This window comes from Sphingobium cloacae (assembly GCF_002355855.1).
GTDB classification, from domain to species: Bacteria; Pseudomonadota; Alphaproteobacteria; order Sphingomonadales; family Sphingomonadaceae; genus Sphingobium; species Sphingobium cloacae.
Genome location: NZ_AP017656.1, coordinates 226,768 through 251,197 on the forward strand (window position 1 = coordinate 226,768; position 24,430 = coordinate 251,197).

At 64.7% G+C, this 24,430-nt stretch carries 24 protein-coding genes; 15 read left to right on the forward strand and 9 right to left on the reverse strand.

Features of this window, described 5'->3' with window-relative positions; all coding sequences use genetic code 11:
* The first annotated feature begins 60 nt into the window (after positions 1 to 60).
* The 4 genes from SCLO_RS19755 to trxC all read left to right on the forward strand — a co-directional run bounded on the left by SCLO_RS19755 (position 61) and on the right by trxC (position 5,776).
* The gene (locus tag SCLO_RS19755; protein ID WP_231726490.1) at positions 61 to 723 is read left to right on the forward strand and encodes a 6-phosphogluconolactonase; all 663 of its coding nucleotides are present in this window, start codon (positions 61 to 63) and stop codon (positions 721 to 723) included.
* 251 nt (positions 724 to 974) lie between these two features.
* Positions 975 to 2,474 carry a Do family serine endopeptidase gene (locus tag SCLO_RS19760; RefSeq protein ID WP_082731049.1) on the forward strand — a complete coding sequence of 500 codons (1,500 nt, stop codon included), beginning with the start codon at positions 975 to 977 and terminating at the stop codon, positions 2,472 to 2,474.
* A gap of 193 nt (positions 2,475 to 2,667) precedes the next feature.
* Positions 2,668 to 5,277 (forward strand): ATP-dependent chaperone ClpB, encoded by a 2,610-nt coding sequence (gene clpB / locus SCLO_RS19765; RefSeq protein WP_066516355.1) that lies wholly within the window; start codon positions 2,668 to 2,670, stop codon positions 5,275 to 5,277.
* 61 nt (positions 5,278 to 5,338) lie between these two features.
* Positions 5,339 to 5,776 carry a thioredoxin TrxC gene (gene trxC / locus SCLO_RS19770; RefSeq protein WP_066516356.1) on the forward strand — a complete coding sequence of 146 codons (438 nt, stop codon included), beginning with the start codon at positions 5,339 to 5,341 and terminating at the stop codon, positions 5,774 to 5,776.
* Between the two features lie 82 nt (positions 5,777 to 5,858).
* Here the strand turns inward: trxC and SCLO_RS19775 are convergent, their stop codons facing one another.
* Positions 5,859 to 6,374 carry an NADH dehydrogenase ubiquinone Fe-S protein 4 gene (locus SCLO_RS19775; RefSeq protein ID WP_066516358.1) on the reverse strand — a complete coding sequence of 172 codons (516 nt, stop codon included), beginning with the start codon at positions 6,372 to 6,374 and terminating at the stop codon, positions 5,859 to 5,861.
* Between the two features lie 53 nt (positions 6,375 to 6,427).
* Positions 6,428 to 6,898, reverse strand: coding sequence for an Hsp20 family protein (locus SCLO_RS19780; protein WP_066516360.1), 471 nt, complete (start codon positions 6,896 to 6,898; stop codon positions 6,428 to 6,430).
* Between the two features lie 269 nt (positions 6,899 to 7,167).
* On the opposite strand from SCLO_RS19780, the gene SCLO_RS19785 reads away from it, so the two are divergent.
* Positions 7,168 to 7,818, forward strand: coding sequence for a hypothetical protein (locus SCLO_RS19785; RefSeq protein WP_231726488.1), 651 nt, complete (start codon positions 7,168 to 7,170; stop codon positions 7,816 to 7,818).
* Between the two features lie 283 nt (positions 7,819 to 8,101).
* Here the strand turns inward: SCLO_RS19785 and SCLO_RS19790 are convergent, their stop codons facing one another.
* Together SCLO_RS19790 and SCLO_RS19795 are read right to left on the reverse strand one after the other, a co-directional pair.
* The gene (locus SCLO_RS19790) at positions 8,102 to 8,383 is read right to left on the reverse strand and encodes a glutaredoxin family protein (RefSeq protein ID WP_007406284.1); all 282 of its coding nucleotides are present in this window, start codon (positions 8,381 to 8,383) and stop codon (positions 8,102 to 8,104) included.
* A complete protein-coding gene (locus SCLO_RS19795) occupies positions 8,383 to 9,129 on the reverse strand; it encodes a redoxin domain-containing protein (RefSeq protein ID WP_066516364.1) in 747 nt (248 codons plus the stop codon). The genes SCLO_RS19790 and SCLO_RS19795 overlap by 1 nt, the downstream gene beginning before the upstream one ends.
* Positions 9,130 to 9,531: 402 nt before the next feature.
* On the opposite strand from SCLO_RS19795, the gene SCLO_RS19800 reads away from it, so the two are divergent.
* The gene (locus tag SCLO_RS19800) at positions 9,532 to 9,855 is read left to right on the forward strand and encodes a hypothetical protein (protein ID WP_231727515.1); all 324 of its coding nucleotides are present in this window, start codon (positions 9,532 to 9,534) and stop codon (positions 9,853 to 9,855) included.
* Positions 9,856 to 9,970: 115 nt separating this feature from the next.
* Here SCLO_RS19800 and SCLO_RS19805 read toward each other — a convergent pair whose 3' ends face one another.
* Positions 9,971 to 10,633: a BON domain-containing protein gene (locus SCLO_RS19805; RefSeq protein WP_066516365.1), complete on the reverse strand. Its 663-nt coding sequence runs from the start codon at positions 10,631 to 10,633 to the stop codon at positions 9,971 to 9,973.
* Between the two features lie 313 nt (positions 10,634 to 10,946).
* Between SCLO_RS19805 and SCLO_RS19810 the strand changes: the two genes are divergently transcribed.
* The 9 genes from SCLO_RS19810 to SCLO_RS19850 all read left to right on the forward strand — a co-directional run bounded on the left by SCLO_RS19810 (position 10,947) and on the right by SCLO_RS19850 (position 18,156).
* Positions 10,947 to 11,414, forward strand: coding sequence for a Dps family protein (locus tag SCLO_RS19810; protein ID WP_197418042.1), 468 nt, complete (start codon positions 10,947 to 10,949; stop codon positions 11,412 to 11,414).
* Positions 11,415 to 11,566: 152 nt separating this feature from the next.
* On the forward strand, positions 11,567 to 12,379 hold the full coding sequence (locus tag SCLO_RS19815; protein WP_066516375.1) for a universal stress protein: 813 nt from the start codon (positions 11,567 to 11,569) through the stop codon (positions 12,377 to 12,379).
* A 17-nt stretch (positions 12,380 to 12,396) separates the two neighbouring features.
* Positions 12,397 to 12,732: a hypothetical protein gene (locus tag SCLO_RS19820; protein ID WP_066516377.1), complete on the forward strand. Its 336-nt coding sequence runs from the start codon at positions 12,397 to 12,399 to the stop codon at positions 12,730 to 12,732.
* Between the two features lie 46 nt (positions 12,733 to 12,778).
* A complete protein-coding gene (locus SCLO_RS19825) occupies positions 12,779 to 13,525 on the forward strand; it encodes an HAD-IIB family hydrolase (protein ID WP_066516378.1) in 747 nt (248 codons plus the stop codon).
* Between the two features lie 148 nt (positions 13,526 to 13,673).
* Complete coding sequence (locus SCLO_RS19830) at positions 13,674 to 14,621, forward strand: DnaJ C-terminal domain-containing protein (RefSeq protein WP_066516379.1); 948 nt, start codon at positions 13,674 to 13,676, stop codon at positions 14,619 to 14,621.
* A 91-nt stretch (positions 14,622 to 14,712) separates the two neighbouring features.
* Positions 14,713 to 16,587 carry a molecular chaperone DnaK gene (dnaK, locus tag SCLO_RS19835; protein ID WP_066516381.1) on the forward strand — a complete coding sequence of 625 codons (1,875 nt, stop codon included), beginning with the start codon at positions 14,713 to 14,715 and terminating at the stop codon, positions 16,585 to 16,587.
* Between the two features lie 75 nt (positions 16,588 to 16,662).
* Complete coding sequence (locus tag SCLO_RS19840) at positions 16,663 to 17,202, forward strand: nucleotide exchange factor GrpE (RefSeq protein WP_066516382.1); 540 nt, start codon at positions 16,663 to 16,665, stop codon at positions 17,200 to 17,202.
* Between the two features lie 17 nt (positions 17,203 to 17,219).
* A complete protein-coding gene (locus tag SCLO_RS19845; RefSeq protein ID WP_066516384.1) occupies positions 17,220 to 17,846 on the forward strand; it encodes a hypothetical protein in 627 nt (208 codons plus the stop codon).
* A gap of 88 nt (positions 17,847 to 17,934) precedes the next feature.
* Positions 17,935 to 18,156 carry a hypothetical protein gene (locus tag SCLO_RS19850; protein WP_145980682.1) on the forward strand — a complete coding sequence of 74 codons (222 nt, stop codon included), beginning with the start codon at positions 17,935 to 17,937 and terminating at the stop codon, positions 18,154 to 18,156.
* A gap of 53 nt (positions 18,157 to 18,209) precedes the next feature.
* On the opposite strand, the gene SCLO_RS19855 is transcribed toward SCLO_RS19850, so the two are convergent.
* The 4 genes from SCLO_RS19855 to SCLO_RS19870 form a co-directional block, all read right to left on the reverse strand.
* Complete coding sequence (locus SCLO_RS19855; protein WP_066516453.1) at positions 18,210 to 19,439, reverse strand: glycoside hydrolase family 130 protein; 1,230 nt, start codon at positions 19,437 to 19,439, stop codon at positions 18,210 to 18,212.
* A 104-nt stretch (positions 19,440 to 19,543) separates the two neighbouring features.
* Positions 19,544 to 21,853, reverse strand: a complete 2,310-nt coding sequence (locus SCLO_RS19860) for a glycosyltransferase family 4 protein (protein ID WP_066516390.1) — start codon at positions 21,851 to 21,853, stop codon at positions 19,544 to 19,546.
* A 55-nt stretch (positions 21,854 to 21,908) separates the two neighbouring features.
* Entirely contained in the window at positions 21,909 to 23,021 is a 1,113-nt protein-coding gene (locus tag SCLO_RS19865) for a mannose-1-phosphate guanylyltransferase/mannose-6-phosphate isomerase (RefSeq protein WP_007406228.1), read from the reverse strand.
* Positions 23,022 to 23,239: 218 nt separating this feature from the next.
* Positions 23,240 to 24,214, reverse strand: a complete 975-nt coding sequence (locus SCLO_RS19870) for a tyrosine-type recombinase/integrase (RefSeq protein ID WP_042469324.1) — start codon at positions 24,212 to 24,214, stop codon at positions 23,240 to 23,242.
* Positions 24,215 to 24,430 lie beyond the last annotated feature (216 nt).

A 24,430-nucleotide genomic window follows, 5' to 3' on the forward strand; every position in this document is an offset into this window, starting at 1 on the left:
GAGTCACAAGTCCTTGGTGTGCCTGAGCCGCTATGGCATGGGTTTGCCACTCCGGAGCATTTGGCCGAGAGCCTGGTCCGAGAGGTGTCGGGCATCATCACCGATCGTCTGAATACGGAAGGCGCCGCATTCGTCGCCTTTCCAGGTGGCAGGTCGCCTGCACGCGCCTTCGAGTTCCTTGCCCCGCGCGCGAGCGGGTGGCGTGGGGTCACGGTCATCCCCACCGATGACCGCCTCGTGCCGCCGGGCGACCGGCTGTCCAACTATGGTCTGCTGGAGAGATATTTCGCGGCGGGGCAAGCACAGCTCATCCCTCTCGCAAGACCACCATTCGATGATCCTGCCGCGGCGGCAGACGCAGCCGAGCTGAGGCTATCGGACCTGGCTTGGCCGCTGGATCTGGTCTGGCTTGGCTTCGGCTTGGACGGTCATGTTGCCTCGCTCCTCCCGGGACCCGACCTTCCCGTCGCGATGCGTTATCCTGACTGGAGGCGCATCGCCGGCGTCAGGCCGGTGCCGCTTCCGGCCGAGGCGCCGGTGCCCAGAGTGACGTTGACGCTGAGCGCCATTCTCTCGGCAAAGCGACTGCTGATTTTCGGCAGCGGCCGGGACAAGCTGGAAGTCGTCAAACGGGCCTTGGACGAGGGTGCGGAGTCGCAGATGCCGCTGGGCATCGTCTTAGCTAAAGCGAAGTGCCAGCCCGATCTGTTCTGGAGCCGATAGCGTTGAACTTTGCCGCTGGATCGGGCTCGGGCCGCGACATCTCTCGTGAGGGACCGGCTCAGTAAGCTCCTTGCGAAGACGCGTGGCAGCGAAATGCTGGGAGTCGTGGAGAAGATGTCGGGGCTCGCACCTTTTCCGAGCACTGACAAAGATCAGCGTTTCGCCGAGCCGGCACGCTTAGCTTGCCCAGGTCTTTGGAGCTCGATCGGCTCGCCGGAAGGCTGATCGAGCTGATCGACAGGAGATCCTGGATGCGGAGGTTCGTTTTCGTTCCAGCGTTGTTGCTGGCGGTCGCCTGCGACACGCGCAGTCACGCCCAGACGGCACCGCTGAATGCGGACGGTTCCGGTCGTCTGGAGTCGCAACGTGGCGCGCCCCCGAGCTTCGCCGATCTTGCCGCCCGTCTCTCCCCGGCTGTCGTGAACATCTCGACGACGTCGCGTGTCAGGGCGCAGCGAATGCCCGACTTTCCGGGCGGCTTTCCGTTTGGCGGCCTGTTTCCCTTTCCGGAGCTGGGCCGGCCGCCCGCTCCCCGTAACGCGACGTCGCTCGGATCCGGATTCCTCATTTCGGCAGATGGCTACGTCGTCACGAACAACCACGTCGTGGCGGGTCGCGGCGCGGGCGTGCAGGTCCAAGCGATCAAGGTCACGCTGACCGGCGGGCAGGAATATCCGGCTCGCGTGGTCGGGCGTGACGAAGCCTCAGACCTCGCTGTCCTCAAAATCGAAGCCAATAACTTGCCCTTCGTGCGCTTTGGTGACTCGCCGGGCGCGCGCACCGGCGACTGGGTCCTGGCAATCGGGAATCCCTATGGCCTTGGCGGCACGGTGACGGCCGGAATCGTGTCCGCCCTTCATCGGGACCTTCGCTCAGGGCCTTATGACAGCTTCATCCAGACCGATGCCTCGATCAACTCCGGCAATTCAGGCGGCCCGCTCTTCGACATGCAGGGCAATGTGATCGGGATCAACACCGCGATCATTTCTCCCACCGGGGGCAATGTCGGGCTCGGTTTCGCGATCCCGGCCGAGATCGCAAAGCCGGTCGTCGATACGTTGAGAGCCGGCGGTCGCGTCCGCCGTGGCTATCTCGGCCTCCTGCTGCAGCCTGTCACCGAGGATGTCGCTGCCGCGCTGGGCTTGCAGAAGGACCGCGGCGAAATCGTCGCGGAAGTGCAGCCTAACCTGCCGGCGGCGCGTGCGGGCTTGCAGCAGGGCGATGTCATCTTGCGCGTGAATGGGACCGAGATCACGCCGGAGAACTCGGTAGCCAGGCTCGTCGCAGCCGCTCCCGTCGGCTCGCGAGTAACGCTCGAGGTGCTTCGCGAAGGTGCCAGGAAAGCGCTGACGGCTGTGGTTGCCGAGCGGCCGGCAGAAGCGAGCCTCAACGGCGAGGACGAAGAATTCGACCTTGACGACGATGGCGAGAGTAAGGCGAGCGCCTCCGCCGGGCTGGGCCTTTCCGTCCGGCCGCTCACGCCCGCGCTTGCGAGCGAACTGCGGGTCGATCCTGGAACCCAGGGTCTCGTCATCGTGCAGGTCGATCCTTCCAGCGACGCCGCGGCGAAAGGGCTGAGCGAGGGCGACATCATCCTATCGATCAACCAGCAGGCTGTGCGGACCGCACAGGAGGCGGTGAGCTTGATCGCCGCAGCGAGGAAGGCGGGACGAAAGCAGGTGCTTCTGTTGGTGAAGCGCGGATCGGTGCCACCGCGCTTCGTCGGCATCGAGCTCTCCGGGAAGCCCTGAGAGATGGCGAGGGGAGGAGGACTGGCGCGCGGCACTTCTCCTCGCCTTGCGTGTTGGACGAGGCGGCTGATGCTTGCTCCGATCGGAATCGGACGCGACCTGCCGATCGATGCGCCGACGGAAAGTCCGCGCGCGAGGCCTCCGCTCGCTCCGCACTTCCGCCGGCTCTGTTTGTCGAACAGGAGGAATCGGAATGAACCTTGAGAAGTACACGGACCGCGCGAAGGGCTTTCTCCAGTCCGCGCAGACCGTCGCAATCCGGCTCAATCATCAGCGCATCACGCCGGAGCATATCCTTAAAGCCCTGCTCGAAGACGAGCAGGGCATGGCAGCCGGCCTGATCCGCGCCGCCGGCGGCAATCCGGACCTGGCAACCGGCGAGGTCGACGCTGCACTGGCCAAGCTGCCCTCGGTCACCGGAAGCGGGGCGTCCCAGCCTCCCGGGCTCGACAACGATGCCGTCCGTCTCCTCGATCAAGCCGAGCAGATCGCCCAGAAGGCGGGGGACAGCTACGTAACGGTCGAGCGGTTGCTGCTGGCGCTTACCCTTGCGACAGGCGCGGCGGCTGGCAAGGCGCTGGCGCGAGCGGGCGTGAAGGCGGAGGCGCTGAACGAAGCGATCAACCAGCTCCGCGGCGGGCGCGCGGCCGACACGGCAAGCGCCGAGGATCGCTACGATGCGCTGAAGAAATTCGCCCGCGACCTCACCCAGGCTGCCAGGGACGGGAAGCTCGATCCGGTGATTGGCCGGGACGAGGAGATCCGACGCACGGTTCAGATTCTGGCGCGTCGGACCAAGAACAATCCCGTGCTCATCGGCGATCCCGGCGTGGGCAAGACCGCGATCGTGGAAGGGCTGGCGCTCCGCATCGCCAATGGCGACGTTCCCGACACGCTCAAGGACCGCAAGCTGATGGCGCTCGACATGGGGGCGCTCATCGCCGGCGCGAAATACCGCGGCGAGTTCGAGGAGCGACTCAAGGGCGTGCTCGACGAAGTGAAGGGGGCCGAGGGCGACATCATCCTCTTCATCGACGAAATGCACACGCTGATCGGCGCGGGTAAGACGGAAGGCGCGATGGATGCCGGCAACCTCTTGAAGCCCGCGCTTGCCCGCGGCGAGCTGCACTGCATCGGCGCGACCACGCTCGACGAATACCGCAAATATGTCGAGAAGGACGCGGCGCTCCAGCGCCGGTTCCAGCCAGTGTTCGTCGGCGAGCCGACGGTGGAGGACACAGTCTCCATCCTCCGGGGCCTCAAGGAAAAGTACGAGCTGCACCACGGCGTGCGGATCACGGATGGGGCGATCGTCGCGGCGGCGACGCTCTCCAACCGCTACATCACCGACCGGTTCCTGCCCGATAAGGCGATCGACCTGATGGATGAGGCGGCAAGCCGGATCCGCATGGAGGTCGAATCCAAGCCGGAAGAGATCGAGACGCTCGACCGGCGCATCATCCAGCTGAAGATCGAGCGGGAAGCGCTCAGGAAGGAGTCGGATGCCGCATCCAAGGATCGCCTGACGCACCTCGAGCATGATCTCGCGCAGCTTGAGCAGCAGTCGGCGGAACTTACACAGCGCTGGCAGGCGGAGCGGGAGAAGATCCAGGCCGAGGCAAAGCTCAAGGAGCAGCTCGACCAGGCTCGCCTCGAGCTTGACCAGGCGCAGCGACGCGGCGACCTCGCCCGCGCTGGCGAGCTGAGCTATGGCGTCATACCGGGTTTGGAGAAGCAGCTGGCCGACGCTCAGACGGCGAGCCAGGGCGCGATGCTGCGCGAGGAGGTCACCGCCCAGGACATCGCGGCGGTCGTCTCCCGCTGGACGGGCATCCCGGTGGACAAGATGCTCGAAGGCGAGCGCGAAAAGTTGCTCCATATGGAGGAGGCGCTCGGCAGGCGGGTCATCGGCCAGCGGCAGGCGGTCACGGCGGTCAGCCGCGCGATCCGCCGTGCCCGCGCGGGCCTGCAGGATCCGGACCGGCCGATGGGCTCGTTCCTGTTCCTCGGCCCGACCGGCGTCGGCAAGACCGAGCTCACCAAGGCGCTTGCCGGCTTCCTGTTCGACGACGACAGCGCGATGGTCCGAATCGACATGTCGGAGTTCATGGAGAAGCACTCGGTCGCGCGGCTGATCGGCGCCCCGCCGGGCTATGTCGGCTATGAGGAAGGCGGCGTGCTGACTGAGGCGGTGCGGCGGCGGCCCTATCAGGTGATCCTCTTCGACGAGGTGGAAAAGGCGCACAACGACGTCTTCAACGTGCTCCTCCAGGTGCTCGACGACGGGCGGCTGACGGACGGACAGGGCCGCACGGTCGATTTCAAGAACACGCTGATCATCCTCACGTCCAATCTCGGTAGCCAGTACCTATCCAACCTGGCGGAAGGGGAGACGGTCGAGAGCGTCGAGCCGCAGGTGATGGAGGTGGTGCGCGCGCATTTCCGGCCGGAATTCCTCAACCGGCTCGACGAGATCATCCTGTTCCACCGCCTCGGCCAGGCCGACATGGGTCCCATCGTCGACATTCAGGTCGCGCGCGTCCAGAACCTCCTCAAGGACCGCAAGATCACGCTCGACCTCACGGATCGCGCGCGTGCGTGGCTCGGCCGCGTGGGGTATGACCCGGTCTATGGCGCCCGTCCGCTGAAGCGCGCGATCCAGCGATATCTTCAGGATCCCCTGGCGGACCTCCTCCTGCGGGGCGAGGTGCCGGATGGCTCGACCGTCACCGTCGATGAAGGCGACAGCGAGCTGACATTCTCAACCCAGGTATCAAGGCCTGCCGAGGCGCAGGCTGCTTGAAAGGGCCCATCGCGGCGGCGACCCGCTGCCGCGATGACCTGCAGCGAACGAGGATTCATCGATGGCCGAAAAGCGTCGGGTCGTCTGCCCCCATTGCGATGCCACCAACGCGGTGCCGGCCGACCGTGAGCCGCTCGTCGCAAAATGCGGGCGTTGTCATCAGAAGCTGTTCGAGGGCGCCCCTGCCGCTCTCGACGCTGCGCGAGCGCGCAAGCATATCCGCAATTCGGACCTGCCGGTGATCGTCGACTTCTGGGCGGCCTGGTGCGGCCCGTGCCGGGCGATGGCGCCGATCTTCGAACAGGCGGCGCGCTCGCTCGAACCGAAGGCGCGCTTCATCAAGGTCGATGTCGACGCAAACCCCGACATCGCGTCCGAGTACGGCGTCCAGGGGATTCCCGCGTTGCTCGCCTTCAAGAATGGCAATGTCGTCGCGCGCCAGGCTGGCGTCACTGATCTAGGCACGATGAGAGGGTGGGCCGAGCGGTTCAGCACCTAAATTCCAGTGCCGCGGCGGCTCGGTCTGCATCGGGTGCGGCAGTGCTGAGCGGCCGCCGCCTGGGATGCCGCACGATACAATGTCAGGAGCGGTCCCGCGCCAAGGTGACGTCGGGCCATCCCGCGATCGGCGCGTCGTCGAGCTGGAAGCGCTGCTTATTGACCGGCTCGGTATGAGCGCGCGGAGGCTCATGCACGTCGTAGGGCAAGTTCAATCGCTCGCAATATCGCTCTGCCGCCTCGCGGGTTGGAAAGCGAAGGTCGACCTGAACCAGAGGATCCTCACCACCGGTCCACCCCATCAGCCAATCTACAAACGGTTTCTTCCTTTGCGGGAAACTGAGCCTCCACTGCCCCTTCCGCGCGCGCCCGCCCTGGTTCGTGGCCGTTGGGAGCGGCTCGAGGACGGCCCGCGCATCCTCTGGAAGCGCGCTCAGGTAGCGGAGCCAGGAGCGGTCATCCTGCGAATTGCGGCCGGACCTCACCTCTTCATGGGCGATCAGCGGCCGTGGGCGCAGTTGCCGGCGCGAAACACGGGCAAGCCTCGCCCTGAAGCGGGCAGACGCTGCCGCGCGGGCCTTCGCGAGTCGCGCAATCATAAACCGTCTCCTTCCAAGTGCGCGCCACCGGCCTCTCGATGGCGCGCAATCTCTTAAGCCTGGGCCTGGTCCTTCTCGGTCGTGGATACCGGCTGGGCCGTGGTGGAAATGTCGAGTTTGCGTGGCTTCATCGCCTCGGGCACCTCACGCTTCAGCGTGACGGTCAGAAGCCCATTCTCCAGTGCGGCCGACTGCACGATGACGAAGTCGGCGAGCGGGAAACGACGCTCGAAGGAGCGCGTCGAGATGCCTTGATGCAGGTACGTGGCCTGGGGTTCTCCCCCGGGTTTGCGTCCGCTGACGGTGAGCATGTTCTGTTGCGCCACCACTTCCAGTTCGTCCGGTCGGAAGCCGGGAACTGCGACCGAAATACGATAGGTGCCGTCTGCGCGCCTTTCGATGTCGAACGGCGGGTAGTGCTCGGCCGCATCAGGCGCGGCATTGTTCATCAGGTCGAGAAGCCGGTCGAAGCCGACGGTAGAGCGTCGATAGGGCGCCAGATCTAGATAATTCGCTGCTCTCATCGCCAAATCCTCCTCGTGAGCAATTTGGACATCTGAGGCGTCGGAGAGAGAGCCGACGCCCTCTTGTCCTGCCGGGCCCGCAGAGGCACCCGGCACAATTTAGCTAGTACTGGTGAAGTCGTGTTCAAGACGGCGTCAGGCCGTTTGAGCGACATTTTCGCTTTCGGGCGCGAGCGCAAAGGATGCGGGAGCAGTGCGGCCGCGATGGCTGATTTATATCAGGGCGTTTCGAGCGGAGACCGGCGAGGCTTGGAGTATTCCGGTCATCAGTGGAGCGCAGCGTGCCGCAAGAGTCGGAGCAGAGCATTGTCCAAACCGTCCGGGCTCGGGAAGTCGTCGGCACCGTGCACAATCTCGAACTGCTCGAGAGCATGGTCGTCGCACTCAGCGCCGCGGGCTTCGACAAGAGCGATATCGACCTGATGGCCAGCCGCGAGGCGGTCCTAAAGAAGCTGCCGGCGATCTATGCTGATCCCATCTACCTGGCCGAGATACCTGAGCTGCCACGACGCGAGCTCGTAACGCGCGATGAAGGGACGACGGTCACGGGTCTGGTGTTCGGGACGTTGATCTCGCTTGCCGCGCTCGGGGCAGCTTTGCCGGTCGTCGCATCCGGCGGCGCACTCGCAGCGGTGCTTGCCGCTACGGCCGCCGGCGGCGCGGCCGGAGCGGGAATTGCGAAGGTCGTCCGCAGCGCAATCCTTGGGGGCGTTGGCGCGGAGGATTTGGAACGCGATTTGCGTGGGGGAGGATTGGTCGTCTTCGTTCGCGCGCGCGATGCCGCCGCGGAGGAAAGGGCTCAGCAGATCATGCGGAAGTCAGGAGCTCTCAACGTGCACGTGCACGAAATCGAGCTGAAGAAGACGCTGGACGAGTTGCCCCTTGCCACGATCCAACCCGATCCGTGGCTCGCCACTTAGTCCGCAGGGGCCTGGCGGCCCGGCGCGCTTGAGAAATCAGACCGGGGGGGCCGATCTAACCCTGAGCCCGTTGGGTCGTACCTCGGGCGTTTGGCCGTAACCACTCGTGTGGCGGCCGCGGCATCATGCTCAGCCGCCTATAAGATACGGGCGCGCCGTAGATTTGTTGGTGGGGAAGGGCACCGGACAGCGTGACGGGCGGAGTGATAGCATCACGCTGCCCGGTGCGACGGCTCGCCGGCCGGGGGGGGGCGAGTGGCCAGTGCGAGCCGTATTCCTAAAGCTAACGGTATCCGGCGCGGGCCAGCGCCCATTCGAGTTCGCGCATCGAGGGCTGCACGAGAACCTGTCCCCCGAGCTTGATCGTCGGACTGGCTAGCCTGCCTCCGGCCAGCCATTCGAGCTCCGACCGCACTTCCGGATGGGCTTCCCAGTCGACGAAGCGATACGGGATCCCGGCTCGATCGAGATACCGCCGGACCATCATGGTGATGCCGCACCAACGGCTTCCATAGATGACGATCGGAGCGGCAGCCGAGCCGCGTGCTCGATACGCGGACGCCATTATTCGCGTCCCCCAGTTGCTGGCGTTCCAACAATCTCGTCGAGCTTGGCGAAGAGCTCATAGATGTCGGGAACATGCTGGAGCTTCGGCGAGACGTGGGCGTAACGGATGACGCCCTCTCCATCGATAATGTAGAGCGCGCGCTCGGAAAAGCCATCAGCGTCGCGCCATACGTTATAGCGGCGCGCGACTTCTCCCTTGGGATTGAAATCCGCGAGGAGAGGCATCGAGAGTCCGCGGGCGGCGGCCCAGGCGCCGTGGCTGTAAAGGCTATCTACGGAAATCCCGACGATCTCCACGTCGCGCTTCTCGAACTCGCTCCATTCCTGCTGATAAAGGTCCAACTGCTTGCTGCAGCCCGGGCTCCAGTCGAGCGGATAGAAGACGAGGACGATCGCCCGTCCCGCATAGGATGAGAGGGTGACTTCCCGGCCGCTAGCGTCCAGCAGGGCGAACTCTGGCGCTTTCGCTCCCACGCTGAGAGGGGAATTGATCGCATCTCCCTCCATCGCGGGCGCATGCTCGTGGAGGCTTTTCAGATCATCCAGAGTCGCGCCGGCCGGTGCCTCGAAGGCAGGGCGGGCCGAGCCGGCGGAGCGCCACAATTCCTGAATCATGCCGTGGAGCAGCGATAGAGCCTGCTTTTCCGGGCCGTCCGGAAGCTTGGGCGCCAGCGCCGCGAAGTCGGTGCTGAGCTGTTCCAGTCGACTTGGCTGGGGGTCCAGTGTGCCTGCGTTTCTATCCAAGTTGAGGGCTCCTTGCTGGCAACGTCCGTCTTCGCGAGGAATGGCGCGACGAACCGCTCTGATGTCGCCGACTCAACCTAGCCCGGTCGCCCGGTGGCGGGCTGAGATAGATCAGAGCCCGGATCGCCCTTGCGACTAACCCAAGATCGCCGCTCGACGTGGCTCGGCCGCAGGAGGTCGGTAGCCCCGTGAGGCGCGGCGACCACCGATGAAGGGGCGACGATCAAACGCATAGAGCAAGAGGTTGAGGTGAAGATGAAGGCAATCAGGGCTGCTCTCCTGCCCGCAATGCTTCTTGGCATAGCCGGGTGCACCACCACGGGGTCCGGCATCGGCGTTTCGAGGGGCGGGTCGACGACAGCGACCTTCGTGTGGAAATCGAGCGGTGCCCGATCGGGTACGATGACCGCTAACCTGAGCACGGGCGCGACCTATGCAGGCCCGTTCTTCCAGATCACGAGCGAGACAACCATTGAAGAGCTCGGCCCACTGTGGACCGGGTGGGGCAACCGGTGGAGATGGCGCGGCTGGGCCTATTGGGGTCCCACCCAGAGCACGCTCACCCATTATAGCGGAAGAGTCCTGGCCAACCTAGGCGGGCCGGACGGGCAGATGCGGTGCCATTTCCGGCTGATGCGGCCCGGCGCAGGCATGGCTGGCGGTGGCCAAGGCCGCTGCCAGTTGCCGAGCGGGACGATCATCGACGCGACGTTCCCGCCGACCTGAAGGGCTCTTGCTCAATCCGTGCGCAAGGTTGCGCCGGTCGGCGATCGGTTCGTGCAGGTCGATGCTGCGCAGCCGGCGAAGGCGGGGATAGCCAAAGCCATCCCCGCCGATTGCATCAGGGCAGGATCCTGATCTGATTGTCGACGCTCGACACGCCGGGCGCGGACCAGGCCGATCGCTCGGCTTCCTGGCGCTCCGCCCAGGTCCGCACGGTGCCCTTGAGCGTGATCTTGCTGCCGTCGACCTCGACCTGGACGCGCTGCGCGTCAACCTGCGCGCTGCGCACGAGCGCGTCCTCGATCTTCTTCTTGACGTCGCCAGGATTGACCCTGGGCTGGACCGTGATCGTGTTGGTGACGCCCTTCACGCCAGCGATCGATCGGACAGCGCGCTCTGCCCATTCCTTCTGATAGTTCCATTCTACGTGGCCCTCGAGCGTGAGCCAGCCGCTCTTGACGACGATCTTGATCTTGTCGGCGCTGCTGGGCAGCTCGCGCTTCAGCGACTTGACCGCCTCCTCGGCAATCTCGGGATCGAGGCGCTCGGTCGAGAGCTTGACCTGAATCTCGTTGGCGACCGCCTTGACCCCGGAAACTCGCTTCGCCGCCTTCTCGGCATAATATGAGTCCATGTAGCTCTTGGTGACGCCGCTGAGCGTCACGATGCCGTCCTTCACGGCGACGGCGATCGTGTCTTCATGCTGGATCGACGGATCGTATTGGATCTCGCTCTCCACGTCCTTCTTGATCGTGGCGTCAGTGCGGAAAAGTGAAACCATCTCGGATCCTCCTGTCTGCTACGGGCATCCAAGCCCAACTGGTACTCCGCCACGGTTCACCTATTCTGCGAGTCGACCGCGCGCACTGACCCAGGTCAGCCGAAATCCGGGACCTCGAAGGCAAAGCCCTTCCCGAGCAGCGACCTTGGGGCGCACGTCTGATCTGGGTCAGTTTTGTCGCGCGCTTCGTGGGCTAAAGTTGGCGCGACCTCAGGAGCTGCGTACGTGGCCGAGGGTGGCATAGGAGCTGCGACCGCATCGGCGGAATAGTGACCGCGGAGGCGGCGCCATTTGCAGGACAATTCGAATGGCCATGAATATCGGAATTGACGAGACAAAGAGGAAAGAGGTTACCGGGGGCTTGGCACGCTTGTTGGCCGACACCTACACCCTTTATCTGACGACCCATAACTTTCACTGGAACGTCTCGGGGCCGATGTTCAACAGCCTGCATGCGATGTTCATGGCGCAATACACCGAATTGTGGAACGCCGTTGATCCGATTGCCGAGAGAATACGTTCTCTTGGTGAGCCGGCCCCGGGGTCCTATGCGCAGTTCGCCAGGCTCACCTCTCTTGCCGACGCGCCCGAGACGCCCCCGAAGGCCGAGGCCATGATCAGGATCCTGGCCGAGGGTCACGAGGCGACTGCCCGGTCGGCTCGCAGCCTCTTTCCTGTGGCCGATGAAGCGGGCGACCAGGCGACCGCGGATCTCGCGACGCAACGCGTGGCGGTTCACGAAAAGGCGGCCTGGATGCTCCGCGCGCTCCTCGACGAGTGAGCTGACCTCCGCAGTCCACCCTCCAACGGGCGGCAGCGATCGGCGGGCGCCGCGTCTGACCTATGTCAGCGTCCGCAATCCTTCCGCTGCTTACCCTTCTGCTGCTGCGGCCATTGCCTTTCGGCCGACCACGCAATCGAAAGGATCGGTAGATGAAAACAGGATTGCTCCACGTGGCCGAGGACAGGGGCGGAGACGCGCGGCTTGACGCCGCGGTCCAGCTTGCCCGGGCATTCGACCTTCATCTGACGGGCGCGCAGGCTGCGCCGCTGTCGGCCTACGCAATGGCCGACCCCTTCGGCGGGGTTTACCCATCGGTGAAGCTCTTCACGGAGCATGAGAAACGACAGGATGCCACGCGCGCGGCCGTGGAGGCCAGACTGCGCGACGAGGGCGTGGCGTTCGACTGGCTCCGCGGAGCTGGTTCTCCCGCGACGGTGCTTCTCGATCAATCGCGGCTGAGCGACGTGATCATCCTCAGTCATCTCGAAAGCGACGAAGGCGGCTGGGACGCGGAACTCGACCTCGTCGGCGATGTCGCAGTCCATTCGCGTGCTCCGATCCTCTCGGTGCCTTATGACAACGGAGCGCTTGACCTCGAGGGCACTGCGCTCGTCGCGTGGAACGCTTCGTTCGAGGCCGCGCAGGCGCTGCGTTTCGCGGTTCCGCTCCTGAGCCGGGCGGCGCGCGTCCAGATCGTGACGATCGGGGACGACGCTTCCGAGTTTCCCGCCGCCGGCGCTGCCGCCTATCTCTCACATCATGGCATCCAATCGGAGTTGCTCTCGGTGCCCCGCGGTGAGCTCAGCGTGGGAGAGGAACTGCTGAACGTCATCATCGACTCGCGGTCGAGCTTCGCGGTTCTCGGCGCCTATGGGCATTCGCGCATTCGCGAACGTATCCTCGGTGGGGTCACGCGCGAGATGTTGCTGCGGTCCCCGAAGCCGCTGCTGCTGGCCCATTGAGCAGGGGAGAACGATCGATGCGCCGGTTCCTCGCGGCGACCGCCTTGTGCGTCGCACTCGCTGGATGCGGAACGCAGAAGCCCGAACAGCCTGCCGCCGGCCAGACCGCCACGAGCGACGGGATAAACAATTATCAGCAGGCGGTGATCAACCTCAACGAGGCATCGCGGAAGGCTGTGCTTTTCCGTGCGATCCGAGATGCCGGCCTTCCGTGCCAGAACGTCATTCAAGCCGAGCGGCTGCCCGACGAGAAGGACGGGCCGGTCTGGCGCGCGCAGTGCGAGGACAAGTCATATCACCTCATCATCGTCCGCGCTGACGGAACAGCCTATGTGGTGAGCCGAACCCGATGACCGCACGAGGCGAGCGCGATGTCGACGCACTTCGGACGGTGGCAGCGTGAAGCAGCTGATGGCGTTCGATCTCGATGGCACGTTGGCCGAGAGCAAGGCCCCGCTCGATGACGAGGTAGCCGGGCTGCTTGCCACGCTCTTGTCCTTCGCGCAGGTGGCGGTGATTTCCGGGGGCGACTGGCCTCAGTTCAAGAAGCAGGTCGTCGATCGGCTGCCGCCGGGTGCCGAGCTGGGGCGGCTGTGGATCCTGCCGACGGCAGGAGCGAAGCTTTTCCGGTTCGCCGGAGAGTGGCGCCAAGCCTATTCGGAGGCAATCACGCCGGCCGAGAAGGCCCACATACTCAAGGAGCTGGACCGGGCGATCAAGGCTGCCGGGCTCGATCGCGATCCCGCATGGGGGCCCCGGATCGAGGACCGCGGCACGCAGATCACCTATTCAGGAATTGGGCAGAAGGCGCCGCTCGAGGCCAAGGAGGCCTGGGATCCGGATCGGCGCAAGCGGCTACAGCTCCAGGAGATGTTGAGGCGGACCCTGACAGAATGGTCGGTCAATATCGGAGGCACCACCTCGATAGACATCACCCGGGCAGGAATCGACAAGGGTTTCGGGCTTCGCAAGCTCGCCGCGGAGAGCGGCGTTCCTTTGGAAGACATGGTCTTCCTCGGCGATTCGATTTTCCCTGGTGGCAATGACTATCCCGCCGTTACCGTCGGCGTCGATGCAGTTGCCGTTCGCGACGTGCCGGAGACAAAGACCATTCTTCATGCTTTGACGCTGTGGCTAGGCCGTTGAGGCCGCCAGACGATGGTGGGGCGGCCTAGCTCGATGGCAGCCGCGGAGCCTCGGGACGAACGGATGATTCTGACGGAACGATTTGCCATCTCATCTGCAGCGCGGGGCGATCGCAGGCGATGAGGGGCCGGGACAGGGACTGAATAGAATGGCGGATCCATACCAAACCCTAAACGTCCCGCGCGATGCCGACGATGCCACGATCAAGAAGGCATACCGCAAGCTCGCCAAGGAGTATCATCCCGACCGTAACGCGGATAAGCCGGGGGCGGCGGAACGCTTCGCTGCCGTGACCGCGGCCTATGACCTGCTCACCGACAAGGACAAACGAGCGCGCTACGATCGCGGCGAGATCGACGAGGACGGCAATCCGAAGGCTCCCTTCGGCTTCTCCGATTTCGATGGCGCCGGTCCTTTCGCCCGGCGCGGCGGCTTTCGGGCGGGCGCCGATGGCAGCACGACAACCTTCGAATTCAGCGGAGACGAGGCGGACTTCGCCAGTATCTTCGGCGACTTGTTCGGCCGCGGGGAATCCGCGGGTGGAGCGCGCCGGCACGCGTCGTATCGCGCTCGCGGAGCGGACGTCGCGTATCGGTTGAATGTCAGCTTCGAGGATGCCGCGGCTCTTCGACCGCAGCATATCGACCTGAGGGGTGGGAAGGCTCTCGACCTCAAGCTGCCGGCAGGGTTCGAGTCCGGCACCCAGCTGCGTCTTCGCGGGCAGGGTGAGGTTGGTCCCGGAGGCGCTGGCGATGCGATCGTCATCCTCGAAATTCAGCCGCACCGCTTCTTTGCGCGCGAAGGCGACGATGTATTGCTGGACCTGCCGGTGCGCTGGGACGAAGCCGTGCTCGGCGCCAAGGTGCGGGTCCCGACCGTTGACGGGAGGGTGTTGCTGACGATCCCGAAGGGGTCGAGCTCGGGCCGCACGCTACGGATCAAGGGCAAGGGGTTCCACCGGCGGGACGGTTCACGCGGCAATCAGTTGGTCCGCCTGATGGTGCATCTGCCTTCCGGAGACGCCGAGCTTGAGGAGTTCGCCCGGAGCTGGGCTCAGCGTCATGACGAGAATCCGCGTGCCTCTATGGGTGTCTGAGGCGGCCTTGCGCGACAACTGATCCAGGTCAGGACTCACGAGCGCGATACTCTCCATCGTCGATGTTCGATTTTCTCATTCGGAGGCTGGCATGGCGAAAGCAATCGGCATCGATCTCGGCACCACCAATTCCTGCGTCGCGGTGATGGAGGGCAAGGAGCCCAAGGTCATCGAGAATGCCGAAGGTGCCCGGACCACCCCATCCATGGTGGCCTTCCGCCCTGATGGCGAGGTGCTGGTCGGAGCCGCCGCGAAGCGTCAGGCCATTACCAATCCGGAGCAGACCCTCTTCGCGATCAAGCGCCTGATCGGACGCCGCTACGATGACCCCATCGTCCAGAAGGACAAGGGCATGGTGCCCTACAAGATCGTCCCCGGCGCCAATGGTGACGCCTGGGTCGAGGTGAATGGGAAGAAGTCGAGCCCCAGCGAGATCTCCGCGCACATCCTGCGCAAGATGAAGGAGACTGCCGAGAAATATCTGGGCGAGCCGGTCACCGAAGCCGTCATCACCGTTCCGGCCTATTTCAACGACGCCCAGCGGCAGGCGACCAAGGATGCTGGGACCATCGCCGGTCTCGAGGTTCTGCGCATCATCAATGAGCCAACGGCTGCCGCCCTTGCCTACGGGCTCGAAAAGAAGAAGGCAGGCACGATCGCGGTCTATGATCTTGGCGGCGGCACTTTCGACGTGTCCATTCTCGAACTCGGCGATGGCGTGTTCGAAGTGAAGTCGACCAACGGCGACACCTTTCTCGGCGGCGAGGATTTCGACAAGCGGATCATCGACTTTCTCGCGGACGAGTTCCGCAAGGAGCAGGGCATCGATCTGCGCCAGGACCGGCTCGCGCTCCAGCGGCTGAAGGAGGCGGCCGAGAAAGCGAAGATCGAGCTCAGCTCGGCATCGCAGACGAGTGTCAACCTGCCCTTCATTACCGCGGATCAATCCGGTCCGAAGCATCTCGACATCAGCCTAACGCGCGCCAAGCTCGAGGCGCTGGTCGATGACCTCATCTCCCGCACCATGGGGCCGTGCAAGGCGGCGCTGGAGGATGCAGGGCTTAATGCCGATCAGCTCGACGAAGTTGTGCTGGTCGGCGGGATGACCCGCATGCCGAAGGTCGTCGAGGCGGTGAAGACTATCTTCGGGCGCGAGCCGCACCAGGGCGTCAACCCTGACGAGGTCGTGGCACTTGGCGCAGCGATCCAGGCGGGCGTGCTGAAGGGCCAGGTCGAAGACGTGCTGCTTCTCGACGTCACGCCATTGTCGTTGGGCATCGAGACGCTCGGCGGCGTGATGACCAAGCTCATCGACCGGAACACGACGATACCTACCAAGAAGAGCCAGACCTTCTCGACGGCGGAGGACAACCAGCCCGCTGTGACCATCAGGGTCTTCCAGGGCGAGCGGGAAATGGCCGAGGACAACAAGCTCCTCGGCCAGTTCAATCTCGAGAACATCGCACCGGCGCCCCGAGGCGTGCCGCAGATCGAGGTGACGTTCGATATCGATGCAAACGGCATCGTGAACGTTTCCGCGACAGACAAGGGGACCGGGCGCGAGCAGAAGATCACCATCCAGTCGTCGGGCGGACTGAGCGAAGAAGACATCAAGCGTGCGGTCAGGGATGCCGAAGAGCATGCCAGCGAGGACAGGAAGCGGCGCGAACTGGCGGAAGCGAAGAACCAGTCCGACGCTCTGATCTTCCTCTCCGAAAAGATGCTTGCGGATGCAGGAGATCGCGTTGCGGCCGCGGATCGGCAAGCCGTCGAAGAGGCGGTTTCGAACCTGAAGACGGCCATGCAGGGCGACCAGATCGAGGACATCCGCGCGCGCGGCGAGGATCTGCAGTCTGCGACGCAGAAGGTCGCCAGCGCCCAGCGCTCCGAGCCGGGCAGCACGTCGTCGGCTGACGACGGGATTGTGGATGCCGAGTTCGAGGAGGCGGACGACGCGAAGAAGTGATCCGGTCCGTTCCGCTGATCACTGTTTGGTGAAGTGGCGCCTGCCGCTTGCACGGATGAATGAAGGCTCGGTCAAATGAACCAGGACGACATCGCTGAAGGAGGGCAGTCTCCGGAGCCGCAGGAGCAAGGGGTGGAGAAGCCGGAGTCCAAGCAGGCGGCCGCGTCGGAAGCCGACGAGATGCGGGAGCGGCTCCTGCGTGCGCTGGCCGATGCCGAGAATGCCAGGAAGCGCGCCGATCGCGCGCGTGCCGAGGGGCGCGAGAGCGGGATTGCAGACCTGGTCTCGAAAATCGTTCCCGCTCTCGACAGCCTCGATCTCGCCATCGAGGCGGCCAGCCGGACCGAGGAAGGATCCCGGCCGAGTGTCGATGCCCTGCTAAACGGGCTCCGGGCGACCAGTCGCGCGTTTCTCGATGCGCTGATCAAGGTGGGCGTCGAGCGAATATGCCCCGGCACGGGCGAGGCGTTCGACCCCAACATCCATGATGCGATCTCATCGCGATCTGATGACGAGACAGGTGACGGCCTGGTCCTGGAGACCCTCCAGCCCGGATACAGGGTTGCACGCCGGCTTGTGCGGCCCGCGCGCGTCGTGATTTCAAGGGCGAGCTGAGCTGGGAGGCGGATCCGATGGTACGGTTCGCCTCCGCCGCTGACGCCTCCGGAACACGGCAGTGCTTCGGCCGGCTGCTGCGACGCTCGGCCCGGTCCATCCAGGGCAACTGGTGGTGCGGCGTGCTCACCCTCGTCTCGGCCGCGCATGTCGACCCGGCGCCCGCGAAAAGCGAGCCCCAGCTCCCGACTTTCGAAGTCCGCGAGGTCGGCAGCGGCGATCGGCCGAGCTATGAAATCGCAATCCTCGCCCCGACTCGCTGGCCTGACCGGTCGGTGCGGACGGGCTTGCTGAGGAAAGCGGCGCAAGTCGCTGCGGGCCGAGGGGCGCGCTGCTTTGCGATCGAACGCGCGCAGTTAAGCCGCGATGTGTCGTATGTGCCGCTCCGATCCGGCCATATGACCATTTCGACGAGCGGAAGCGCGGCCGAATGGCGCCGTTACTGGCGGCTCTATCAGCATGTGCTCGACAAGCCCGGCGTTCATTTTGGCCTCGGATCCGCGCCTCGAATCGGAAGCAAGGTAGTCGAGGGGCGAATGATCATTCGTCTCTGCGGACCTGGTGTCGAGACATCGGGCGATCTCTTCGAAGTGGAACAGATTTTGTCAGGCATTCGCACTTCCGACCCAGCCGGAAGCCGTTGATGGTCTGATCCTCTCTCTGCGACCTCGTCTTTGCAGATGTTCTCGCGAGTCAAGGTGGCGGAATAGGCGTATGTCCGTTGTCGTCCTGATGATCGAGCACCTCGGTAAGGTCTTCCTGTCGACGCACCCGAACCATGCAATCGCCTGGTCCACCCTTTTGTCCTACGTGAACGGCGCCTGGGTTGAACATTTCCCCGATCGGCCGCCTCCAGACAACGAGGAAGAACGCGTCACGATGTTCTTCGCGCGGGAGGGGGACGAGTATGTCATCGCGGAGGCGGACGTCGAGACCGACACGACGCTGCATTAGGCAAGTGCCTGCTGGTGCGCGACTGACGTCCGCTGCCCCGTCAGAGCGAAGGATCACGCGTCCGTTCGGTCCCGGATTGCCTCCACATCGTGGGCGAGTGGGGACCGGGCGCCAGCTGGCGGCGACAGCATCGCCAGCAATTCCGCCAGGTCCATCGACGCGAAGCTCACGGAACTGTCCGCCACGCCATACGGCATGATCAGGCGGCCGGCGTGCGCCAACGCCCCGCAGGTGTAGACGACGTTGGGAACATAGCCTTCGCGTGCTTCATCCGAGGGCGAGAGGAGCGGCACTGCTGTTCGGCCGATGACGCGGCTGGGGTCATCCCGATCGAGCAGCAGCGCCCCGATGGAATATTTGCGCATGGCGCCGACGCCGTGGGTGAGCACCAGCCACCCTTCTTCCAGCTCAATGGGTGATCCGCAGTTGCCGATCTGAATGAGCTCCCAAGCATATTCGGGGCGGGCAAGAAGTTCGCCATGCTCCCAGCGATTGAGATCGGAGGAGCGCAGCAGATAAAGGCTTTCGCCATCCTGCCTGCCGATCATCAAATAGTCGCCGTCGAAGCTACGCGGGAAGAGCGCCATACCCTTGTTGCGTGCGGCGCTGCCCTGGAGCGGGCGAAGCTCGAACGTCTCGAAATCGCGGGTCTCGAGGATTTCCGAGGAGATCGCCTTGCCGCTGTAGGCGGTATAGGTACCGTAATAGGTAAGGCCGCCATCATCCTGCTCGAACCGTACGAGGCGTAGGTCCTCCAAGCCATTGCGCTGCGCGGGCGTGAATGGAAACAGCACCATCTCGTCGAGACGGTTGCTGCAGTCATGGCGGCGAAAGACGACTCTGCCATCGTCGTGGCTCTCGGCTTTGGCGGCGACCGCAAGATCCGGTTCCGGTTCGAGTTCGAGCGAACCGTCTGAGAGGACAATGCCTTGGCGGAACGTCACCGACGAGATGTGCCCCTCGCCGACGGCGCGCAGGGACAGGATGAAGCGCAATGCGCCATGCGGGAGCCCCGTCTGGTCAGGATGAGGTACGATGCTCGGGTTCATGACCGCCGCGGCACCGAACGAATATTCATGACAAAAATAGGCGCCGATAAGCTGCCGCTGCGAACGGTCTAACGAACCGGTGAGACCCATGTCGCTCGCGACCTGATCATAACGCTCTTCGAAAACCTTGCGAATCTCACGGTGCCGGCTCTCGAAATCCGCAAGCACGAGGGCAAGCTCCGCTTGGGTCGTGCGGCCGTCCATCGCCCGCACGGCAGCGATGATCCGGCGCATCCGATCATTATCGACAGGGTTGAGGTCCCGCGGCTCCGAAGCGATCTGCAAGGGCCGAACGACCACCCTGGAAGGGTTCGGAAGGAGGTGCAGGCTGGATTGGATCAGCGGCATGCCTTGCCTCCGGACGCGGCAACCGGGCGCTCCTCACTTATGTCAGACGCGGCCGCCTTGTTGCGCAAGCGCGCGATCGCCAGGGCTGCAAACTGGTAGGCGAGGATGGATTCCGCGCCTTGGTTGAGGTTCACCCGATCCACCTGCAGGCCATCGTAGCAACCGCCATCGGGGCTCGCGATCCGCACGCCGAGGTCATTTGCGCCAAGATACCAGGCAAACGCGGCTTCGGCATGGTCCCGCCAGCGGCGATCGCCGTCCTGCGCGAATGCGAGCGTGCAGGCATCGATCGTCGCCCAGGCCTCGAGCGGCTGCTGATCGAAGGCACGCGGCGGTTGAAAGGCCGCGCCGAAGCTTTGGGTGCCGACCGGCCGGAAATGGCCTTCCGGAGCGGTCTGCTGGCGCCGGAGCCAGTCCAGCGCCTCCAGGGCGTCCTGTCGCATGTCCGTGCGACCGAGAACGGTACTCGCCAGCAGCAGTGCTTCCGGCAGGCGGGCATTGTCATAGGCAAGGACCGGCTCGAACCACGTCCAGGCGTCCCGCCTTACTGTACGAAGCAGGTCGAGCAGCTCCCCGGCGAACGATTCAAGTTGAAGCCTTGCCGGTCGGTGGCCCGGGTACACGCTGAGATGCGCTGCTAGGCCGAGAATGGCGAAGGCGCGGGCGCGGGGGCTGGTGAGGAATGCGCTTGCCGGGATCACCTTGTCTGCGAGCGCCGTCGCCCAGAGCTTGAGACCGTGATTGCGGGTGAGCTCGGCCGTACGGCCGATCGCCCAGACAGCGCGGCCGAAGCTGTCCTGCGAGCCTTCCTGTTCGAGCCAGTTCCGGTTGAAAGCCATGAAGTTGCGAAAGCGCTGTGACTGCTCGTTCCAGGCAAGGTCGACGAACGAGGCGTAGGTAGGCGCCAGGGCAAGCGCGCGCTTGGCCTCGATTCGCTCTGCTTCGAACTGCGTGGCGAGCATCAGCGCGCGGGCGTTATCATCGAGGCAATAGCCATGGCGCCGGTCGGGGACGGTGGACCGACTGTGCTGCAGCATACCGCACCCATCGGTCAGCCGCGCCACGGCGCTGAGGCTTGGCTTCGGCGGCTTCGACTTGGAGGCATGGAGCTGCACGACGCCCGGCTTACCAAAGACCTCGATGCGCGCCCGCTGAAAAAGCGTCGTATAGCGCTCCGCCACCACAGGCCAGATCATGTCACGGCCGGCTTGATAAGCGTTGCGCCGCATCTCGTCGCGAAGGTTCCTGTTGGACAGAACGGCGCCCACGGATCCGGCGAGCGCCTCGGGCGAACCGAAGGGGACCAGCTGACCGCGACGCCCGGCGAGCAACTCCTGCGCGTGCCAATAGGGGGTAGAGATCACCGCCTTGCCCAAGCCGACAGCGTAGGCGAGCGTTCCGCTCGTGATCTGCGCCTCGGAGAGATAGGGCGTCACATAGATGTCGCAGGCCGAGAGCCACGCCTGCAAGGTCGGCGCGTCGACATACTCGTTCACGAAGCGCACATGGCTCTCGAGACCGAGGCGGCGGACGCGACTTGCCAGCTCGTCGCGGTAGCGTTCGCCCTCGCGCGCCGCCAGATGAGGGTGCGTCGCGCCGAGGACGATGTATACGAGATCTGGATGGTCCTTCACGAGGCGATAAAGCGCTTCGATCATCACCTCGATGCCCTTGTTTGGGGAAAGCAGGCCGAAGGTCAGGATGACGCGATGGCCGTCGAGCCCGAAGCGGTGCTTGTGGAAGGCTGGGTCCAGGAAGGGCAGATCGGGGATGCCATGCGGGATCACGGCGATCTTGCCGGCCGCCACCTCCATGTCACGGGTAAGAATCGTTCGGCCCATCTCGGTCATGACGACCAGGCGGGATGACCGCTCGGCGAGAGCGCGCATCACCCGTCGTTGATCCGGGTCGGGCTGCGTCAGCACCGTGTGAAGCGTCGTCACGACCGGCGCCCGAAGCCTCTCGAGCATCGGCAGCAAGTAGCCGCCTGCCTTCCCACCGAAGATGCCGAATTCATGCTGAACGCAGATGACGTCCGGATTGAGCGCATTGAGGTGGTCCGCAGCCGCCAGGTAGGCGTCGGGATCGTCCTGCGCGATCTCGTAGCCTACTTCCTCCGGGTAGCGGTGCCGCGTCCCAGGATCGTTCATCGCGACAGTGGAGAGACTGGCGTCGGGCGATATCTGGCGCAGCGCGTCGTGCAGATCGGCGGTGAAAGTCGCGATGCCGCAGCGTCGAGGAGGGAAATTGCCGATCAGCGCGATGTGGCGAACCGGCGGCGTCAGAGCATAGCCGTTCATCTTACTCTCCATTCCGGGCGTCTTCGAGATCCGTGTCGCCGATCCCTTTTCCTGCTCACGAGGCGGCGGGCGTGGCGATCGACAGGGCGGCGGTTCGCTGCGGTCGTCGCGGTGGCGGAGGCGTCGCTTGACTGGCGCGTTGCACCAGTCGTCGTACCTCCTGGGCACGCTCCCGCGGGATCACCAGCACGACGTCATCCGTGGCAACGATGACGAGATCGGACACGCCCAGCGCGGCAACTCGCGGCCCGCTCGTCCGAATAAGGCACCCGTGGCTTTCCAGCGCTAGGACATCGCCGTGCAGCGCATTTGCGCTGTCGTCCTGCGCTTCGATCTCATGAAGCGCATCCCAGCTCCCGATGTCGGACCATCCCACCTCGACGGGGACCACCGCCATGCGCGCGGCGTGCTCCATCACGACATAGTCGATCGATTTCGCCTCCACGGACGCGAAGGCGGCTCTATCGGGAATCACTCGATTGCCCTCGCGATCGGCGGTCGCCAAAGCCTTGCGAACCGATCCGAGAAGCCCCGGCGCGTGAACCGAGAGTTCCTCAATGAGGCGGTCCGAGCGGAGGAGGAAGATGCCTGCGTTCCAAACATATCGGCCATCGGCAAGCATGCGTTCCGCGCGTGCCGCCTCCGGCTTCTCGACAAACCGGTTCACCCGGCAAATCTCGCCGGAGAGCGGCTCTCCCATGTGGATATAGCCATAACCGGTCGCGGGGCGGTCTGGAGTGATGCCGAACGTCACCAGCCAGCCATCCTGGGCCAGGGGAAGAGCCCGATGCACGGCTTCGCCGAAGGACTCCACGTCCCTGATCACATGATCGCTCGGCATGACCAGCAACAACGCGTTCTCGTCCGTGCATTCGAGCGCCGCCATGGCGAGGGCGGGGGCGGTGTTGCGCCCGATCGGCTCGAGGAGCAGCCGGGAGGGTGGGCATCCCACCGCTTCGAGCTCTCGGAGGATCTGCCGCTCATGGTCCTGGCTGGCGACGACGACGGGGGAGCTTGCTTGCGCGATGCTCCTGGCGCGCAAAGCCGTCTGCTGAAGGAGGCTTTCTTCGCCTGCCAGTGGAAGGAACTGCTTCGGCGTCTGCTCTGTGGAGAGTGGCCACAGTCTCGTCCCTGCGCCGCCGGAAAGGATGACGGGGATGAGCTGCATGAATCAGGCCCTTGTCGCGAAGTCCCGCCATGGGAGCAGCGCGCTCCAGGGACACTTTTCCGATTTCCTTTCAGCGTTGGGCGCGATCCTGATGGCCGCACCCGCCGCCAAGGCTACGTGAGGGTAAGGAGGGCGCGGCTGCCCCGCCCTGCGCTAGATCAGTCGTAGCATCACTGCCTGCTCATGAGGCCGGCTGTCGCGAGCGGCGGCGCTCTGGATCAGAGAAACCGCTGGCCGGCATGGTCGCGGAACCGGTCGGCCGAGCGGACATAGTCCGAGAGGACTTGCACCGTCTTGTGGCGGCTGACCTCCTGCATCTTGAAGATCGTCGCGCCCTGACTGGCTGCTTCGGTCAGGAACCCCGCGCGCAGCGAGTGACCGGAGAATTTGGCGGCGTCGTAGCCGGCGGCACCGGCATAGCGCTTGACCAAGCGCGCGACTGCCTTGTCGGACATCGGCTCGCCGGTAAGTTGGTCGCTGCGGGTGAGGCGGCGGAACAGCGGGACCGTCGCTTCCTGCGCGGGCGTGCGGACAACTTCGGCCTCCAGCACCCGCACGGCGCTGATCCATTCGAGCAGCAGCGCCTTCGGGCGCAGCCGGGTGCCTTCGGGGATCGCGATCGTCGTGCCTTCGCCGGCTTGGTCCGTTTTGGTGGTGCCGAGGTAGAGTTCGATCCCGTGGTCGAGGATGCCGACATTCTCGAGCGTCAACGCCACCAGCTCGGAACGGCGCAACGCGGCGGCCATGCCGATCGCGAGCGCGGCACGATCGCGACGGGCGCGCAGGCCATCGCCCTTGATCTGCGCCAGCATGTCGCGGAGCGCGGTGGCGTCTGCGGGCTCCTTGCGGGTTTTCTTGGCCCGCTTTTCGTTGCGGATGCCGGCAAGCGCCTCGCGCAGGCCGCCCGCTTCCGGGTGCGCGGCCGGCGCTGGATAGTTGCTTGTGCGATGATGGTGGCCGATCGCGGCCACGCGCCGTTCGATGGTGCTTGGCTTAAGACCGGACGCGGCCTGGTTCGCGACGAACGCGGCAATCTGTTCCGGATGTGCCGGCATCGCTACGAGGCCGCGCGTGCGACACCAGTCGGTGTAGATGATCCAGTCGGAGTTATAGGCGCGATGGGTCGCGGCGGCGCGCGCGGCTTTCTTGTAGGCGGCCGCGCGTTCGAGATCCTCGTGGAGCACGGCAAGCATCGCGGCGTCGGGCGCCAGCGCCGGCAGCGTGACGGGCTCGGGCTCGGCTTGGTCGGGACTTGGGTCGTGCAAGATCGGTGCCGCAGTTCGATGGACTGTCAGCGCCGGTTTGCCACCTGTAGGTTTTCCTTAAATGGTGGACGGCATCTGCCCGGCGGCAAGCTCCCGAAATAGTGGATTTGTGCCTGAACTGGACGTCACCATCTTCGCCTTAGG

What these genes read in the sequence shown, in the direction of transcription:
- SCLO_RS19760 (WP_082731049.1), top strand. Translation starts at nt 975, where the DNA reads ATGCGGAGGTTCGTTTTCGTTCCAGCGTTGTTGCTGGCGGTCGCCTGC.
- clpB (WP_066516355.1), top strand. Translation starts at nt 2,668, where the DNA reads ATGAACCTTGAGAAGTACACGGACCGCGCGAAGGGCTTTCTCCAGTCC.
- trxC (WP_066516356.1), top strand. Translation starts at nt 5,339, where the DNA reads ATGGCCGAAAAGCGTCGGGTCGTCTGCCCCCATTGCGATGCCACCAAC.
- SCLO_RS19775 (WP_066516358.1), bottom strand. Translation starts at nt 6,374, where the DNA reads ATGATTGCGCGACTCGCGAAGGCCCGCGCGGCAGCGTCTGCCCGCTTC.
- SCLO_RS19780 (WP_066516360.1), bottom strand. Translation starts at nt 6,898, where the DNA reads ATGAGAGCAGCGAATTATCTAGATCTGGCGCCCTATCGACGCTCTACC.
- SCLO_RS19790 (WP_007406284.1), bottom strand. Translation starts at nt 8,383, where the DNA reads ATGGCGTCCGCGTATCGAGCACGCGGCTCGGCTGCCGCTCCGATCGTC.
- SCLO_RS19800 (WP_231727515.1), top strand. Translation starts at nt 9,532, where the DNA reads ATGACCGCTAACCTGAGCACGGGCGCGACCTATGCAGGCCCGTTCTTC.
- SCLO_RS19805 (WP_066516365.1), bottom strand. Translation starts at nt 10,633, where the DNA reads ATGGTTTCACTTTTCCGCACTGACGCCACGATCAAGAAGGACGTGGAG.
- SCLO_RS19810 (WP_197418042.1), top strand. Translation starts at nt 10,947, where the DNA reads ATGAATATCGGAATTGACGAGACAAAGAGGAAAGAGGTTACCGGGGGC.
- SCLO_RS19815 (WP_066516375.1), top strand. Translation starts at nt 11,567, where the DNA reads ATGAAAACAGGATTGCTCCACGTGGCCGAGGACAGGGGCGGAGACGCG.
- SCLO_RS19820 (WP_066516377.1), top strand. Translation starts at nt 12,397, where the DNA reads ATGCGCCGGTTCCTCGCGGCGACCGCCTTGTGCGTCGCACTCGCTGGA.
- SCLO_RS19830 (WP_066516379.1), top strand. Translation starts at nt 13,674, where the DNA reads ATGGCGGATCCATACCAAACCCTAAACGTCCCGCGCGATGCCGACGAT.
- dnaK (WP_066516381.1), top strand. Translation starts at nt 14,713, where the DNA reads ATGGCGAAAGCAATCGGCATCGATCTCGGCACCACCAATTCCTGCGTC.
- SCLO_RS19840 (WP_066516382.1), top strand. Translation starts at nt 16,663, where the DNA reads ATGAACCAGGACGACATCGCTGAAGGAGGGCAGTCTCCGGAGCCGCAG.
- SCLO_RS19845 (WP_066516384.1), top strand. Translation starts at nt 17,220, where the DNA reads ATGGTACGGTTCGCCTCCGCCGCTGACGCCTCCGGAACACGGCAGTGC.
- SCLO_RS19850 (WP_145980682.1), top strand. Translation starts at nt 17,935, where the DNA reads ATGATCGAGCACCTCGGTAAGGTCTTCCTGTCGACGCACCCGAACCAT.
- SCLO_RS19855 (WP_066516453.1), bottom strand. Translation starts at nt 19,439, where the DNA reads ATGCGCCGGATCATCGCTGCCGTGCGGGCGATGGACGGCCGCACGACC.
- SCLO_RS19860 (WP_066516390.1), bottom strand. Translation starts at nt 21,853, where the DNA reads ATGAACGGCTATGCTCTGACGCCGCCGGTTCGCCACATCGCGCTGATC.
- SCLO_RS19865 (WP_007406228.1), bottom strand. Translation starts at nt 23,021, where the DNA reads ATGCAGCTCATCCCCGTCATCCTTTCCGGCGGCGCAGGGACGAGACTG.
- SCLO_RS19870 (WP_042469324.1), bottom strand. Translation starts at nt 24,214, where the DNA reads ATGCTTGCCGTGCTCCACGAGGATCTCGAACGCGCGGCCGCCTACAAG.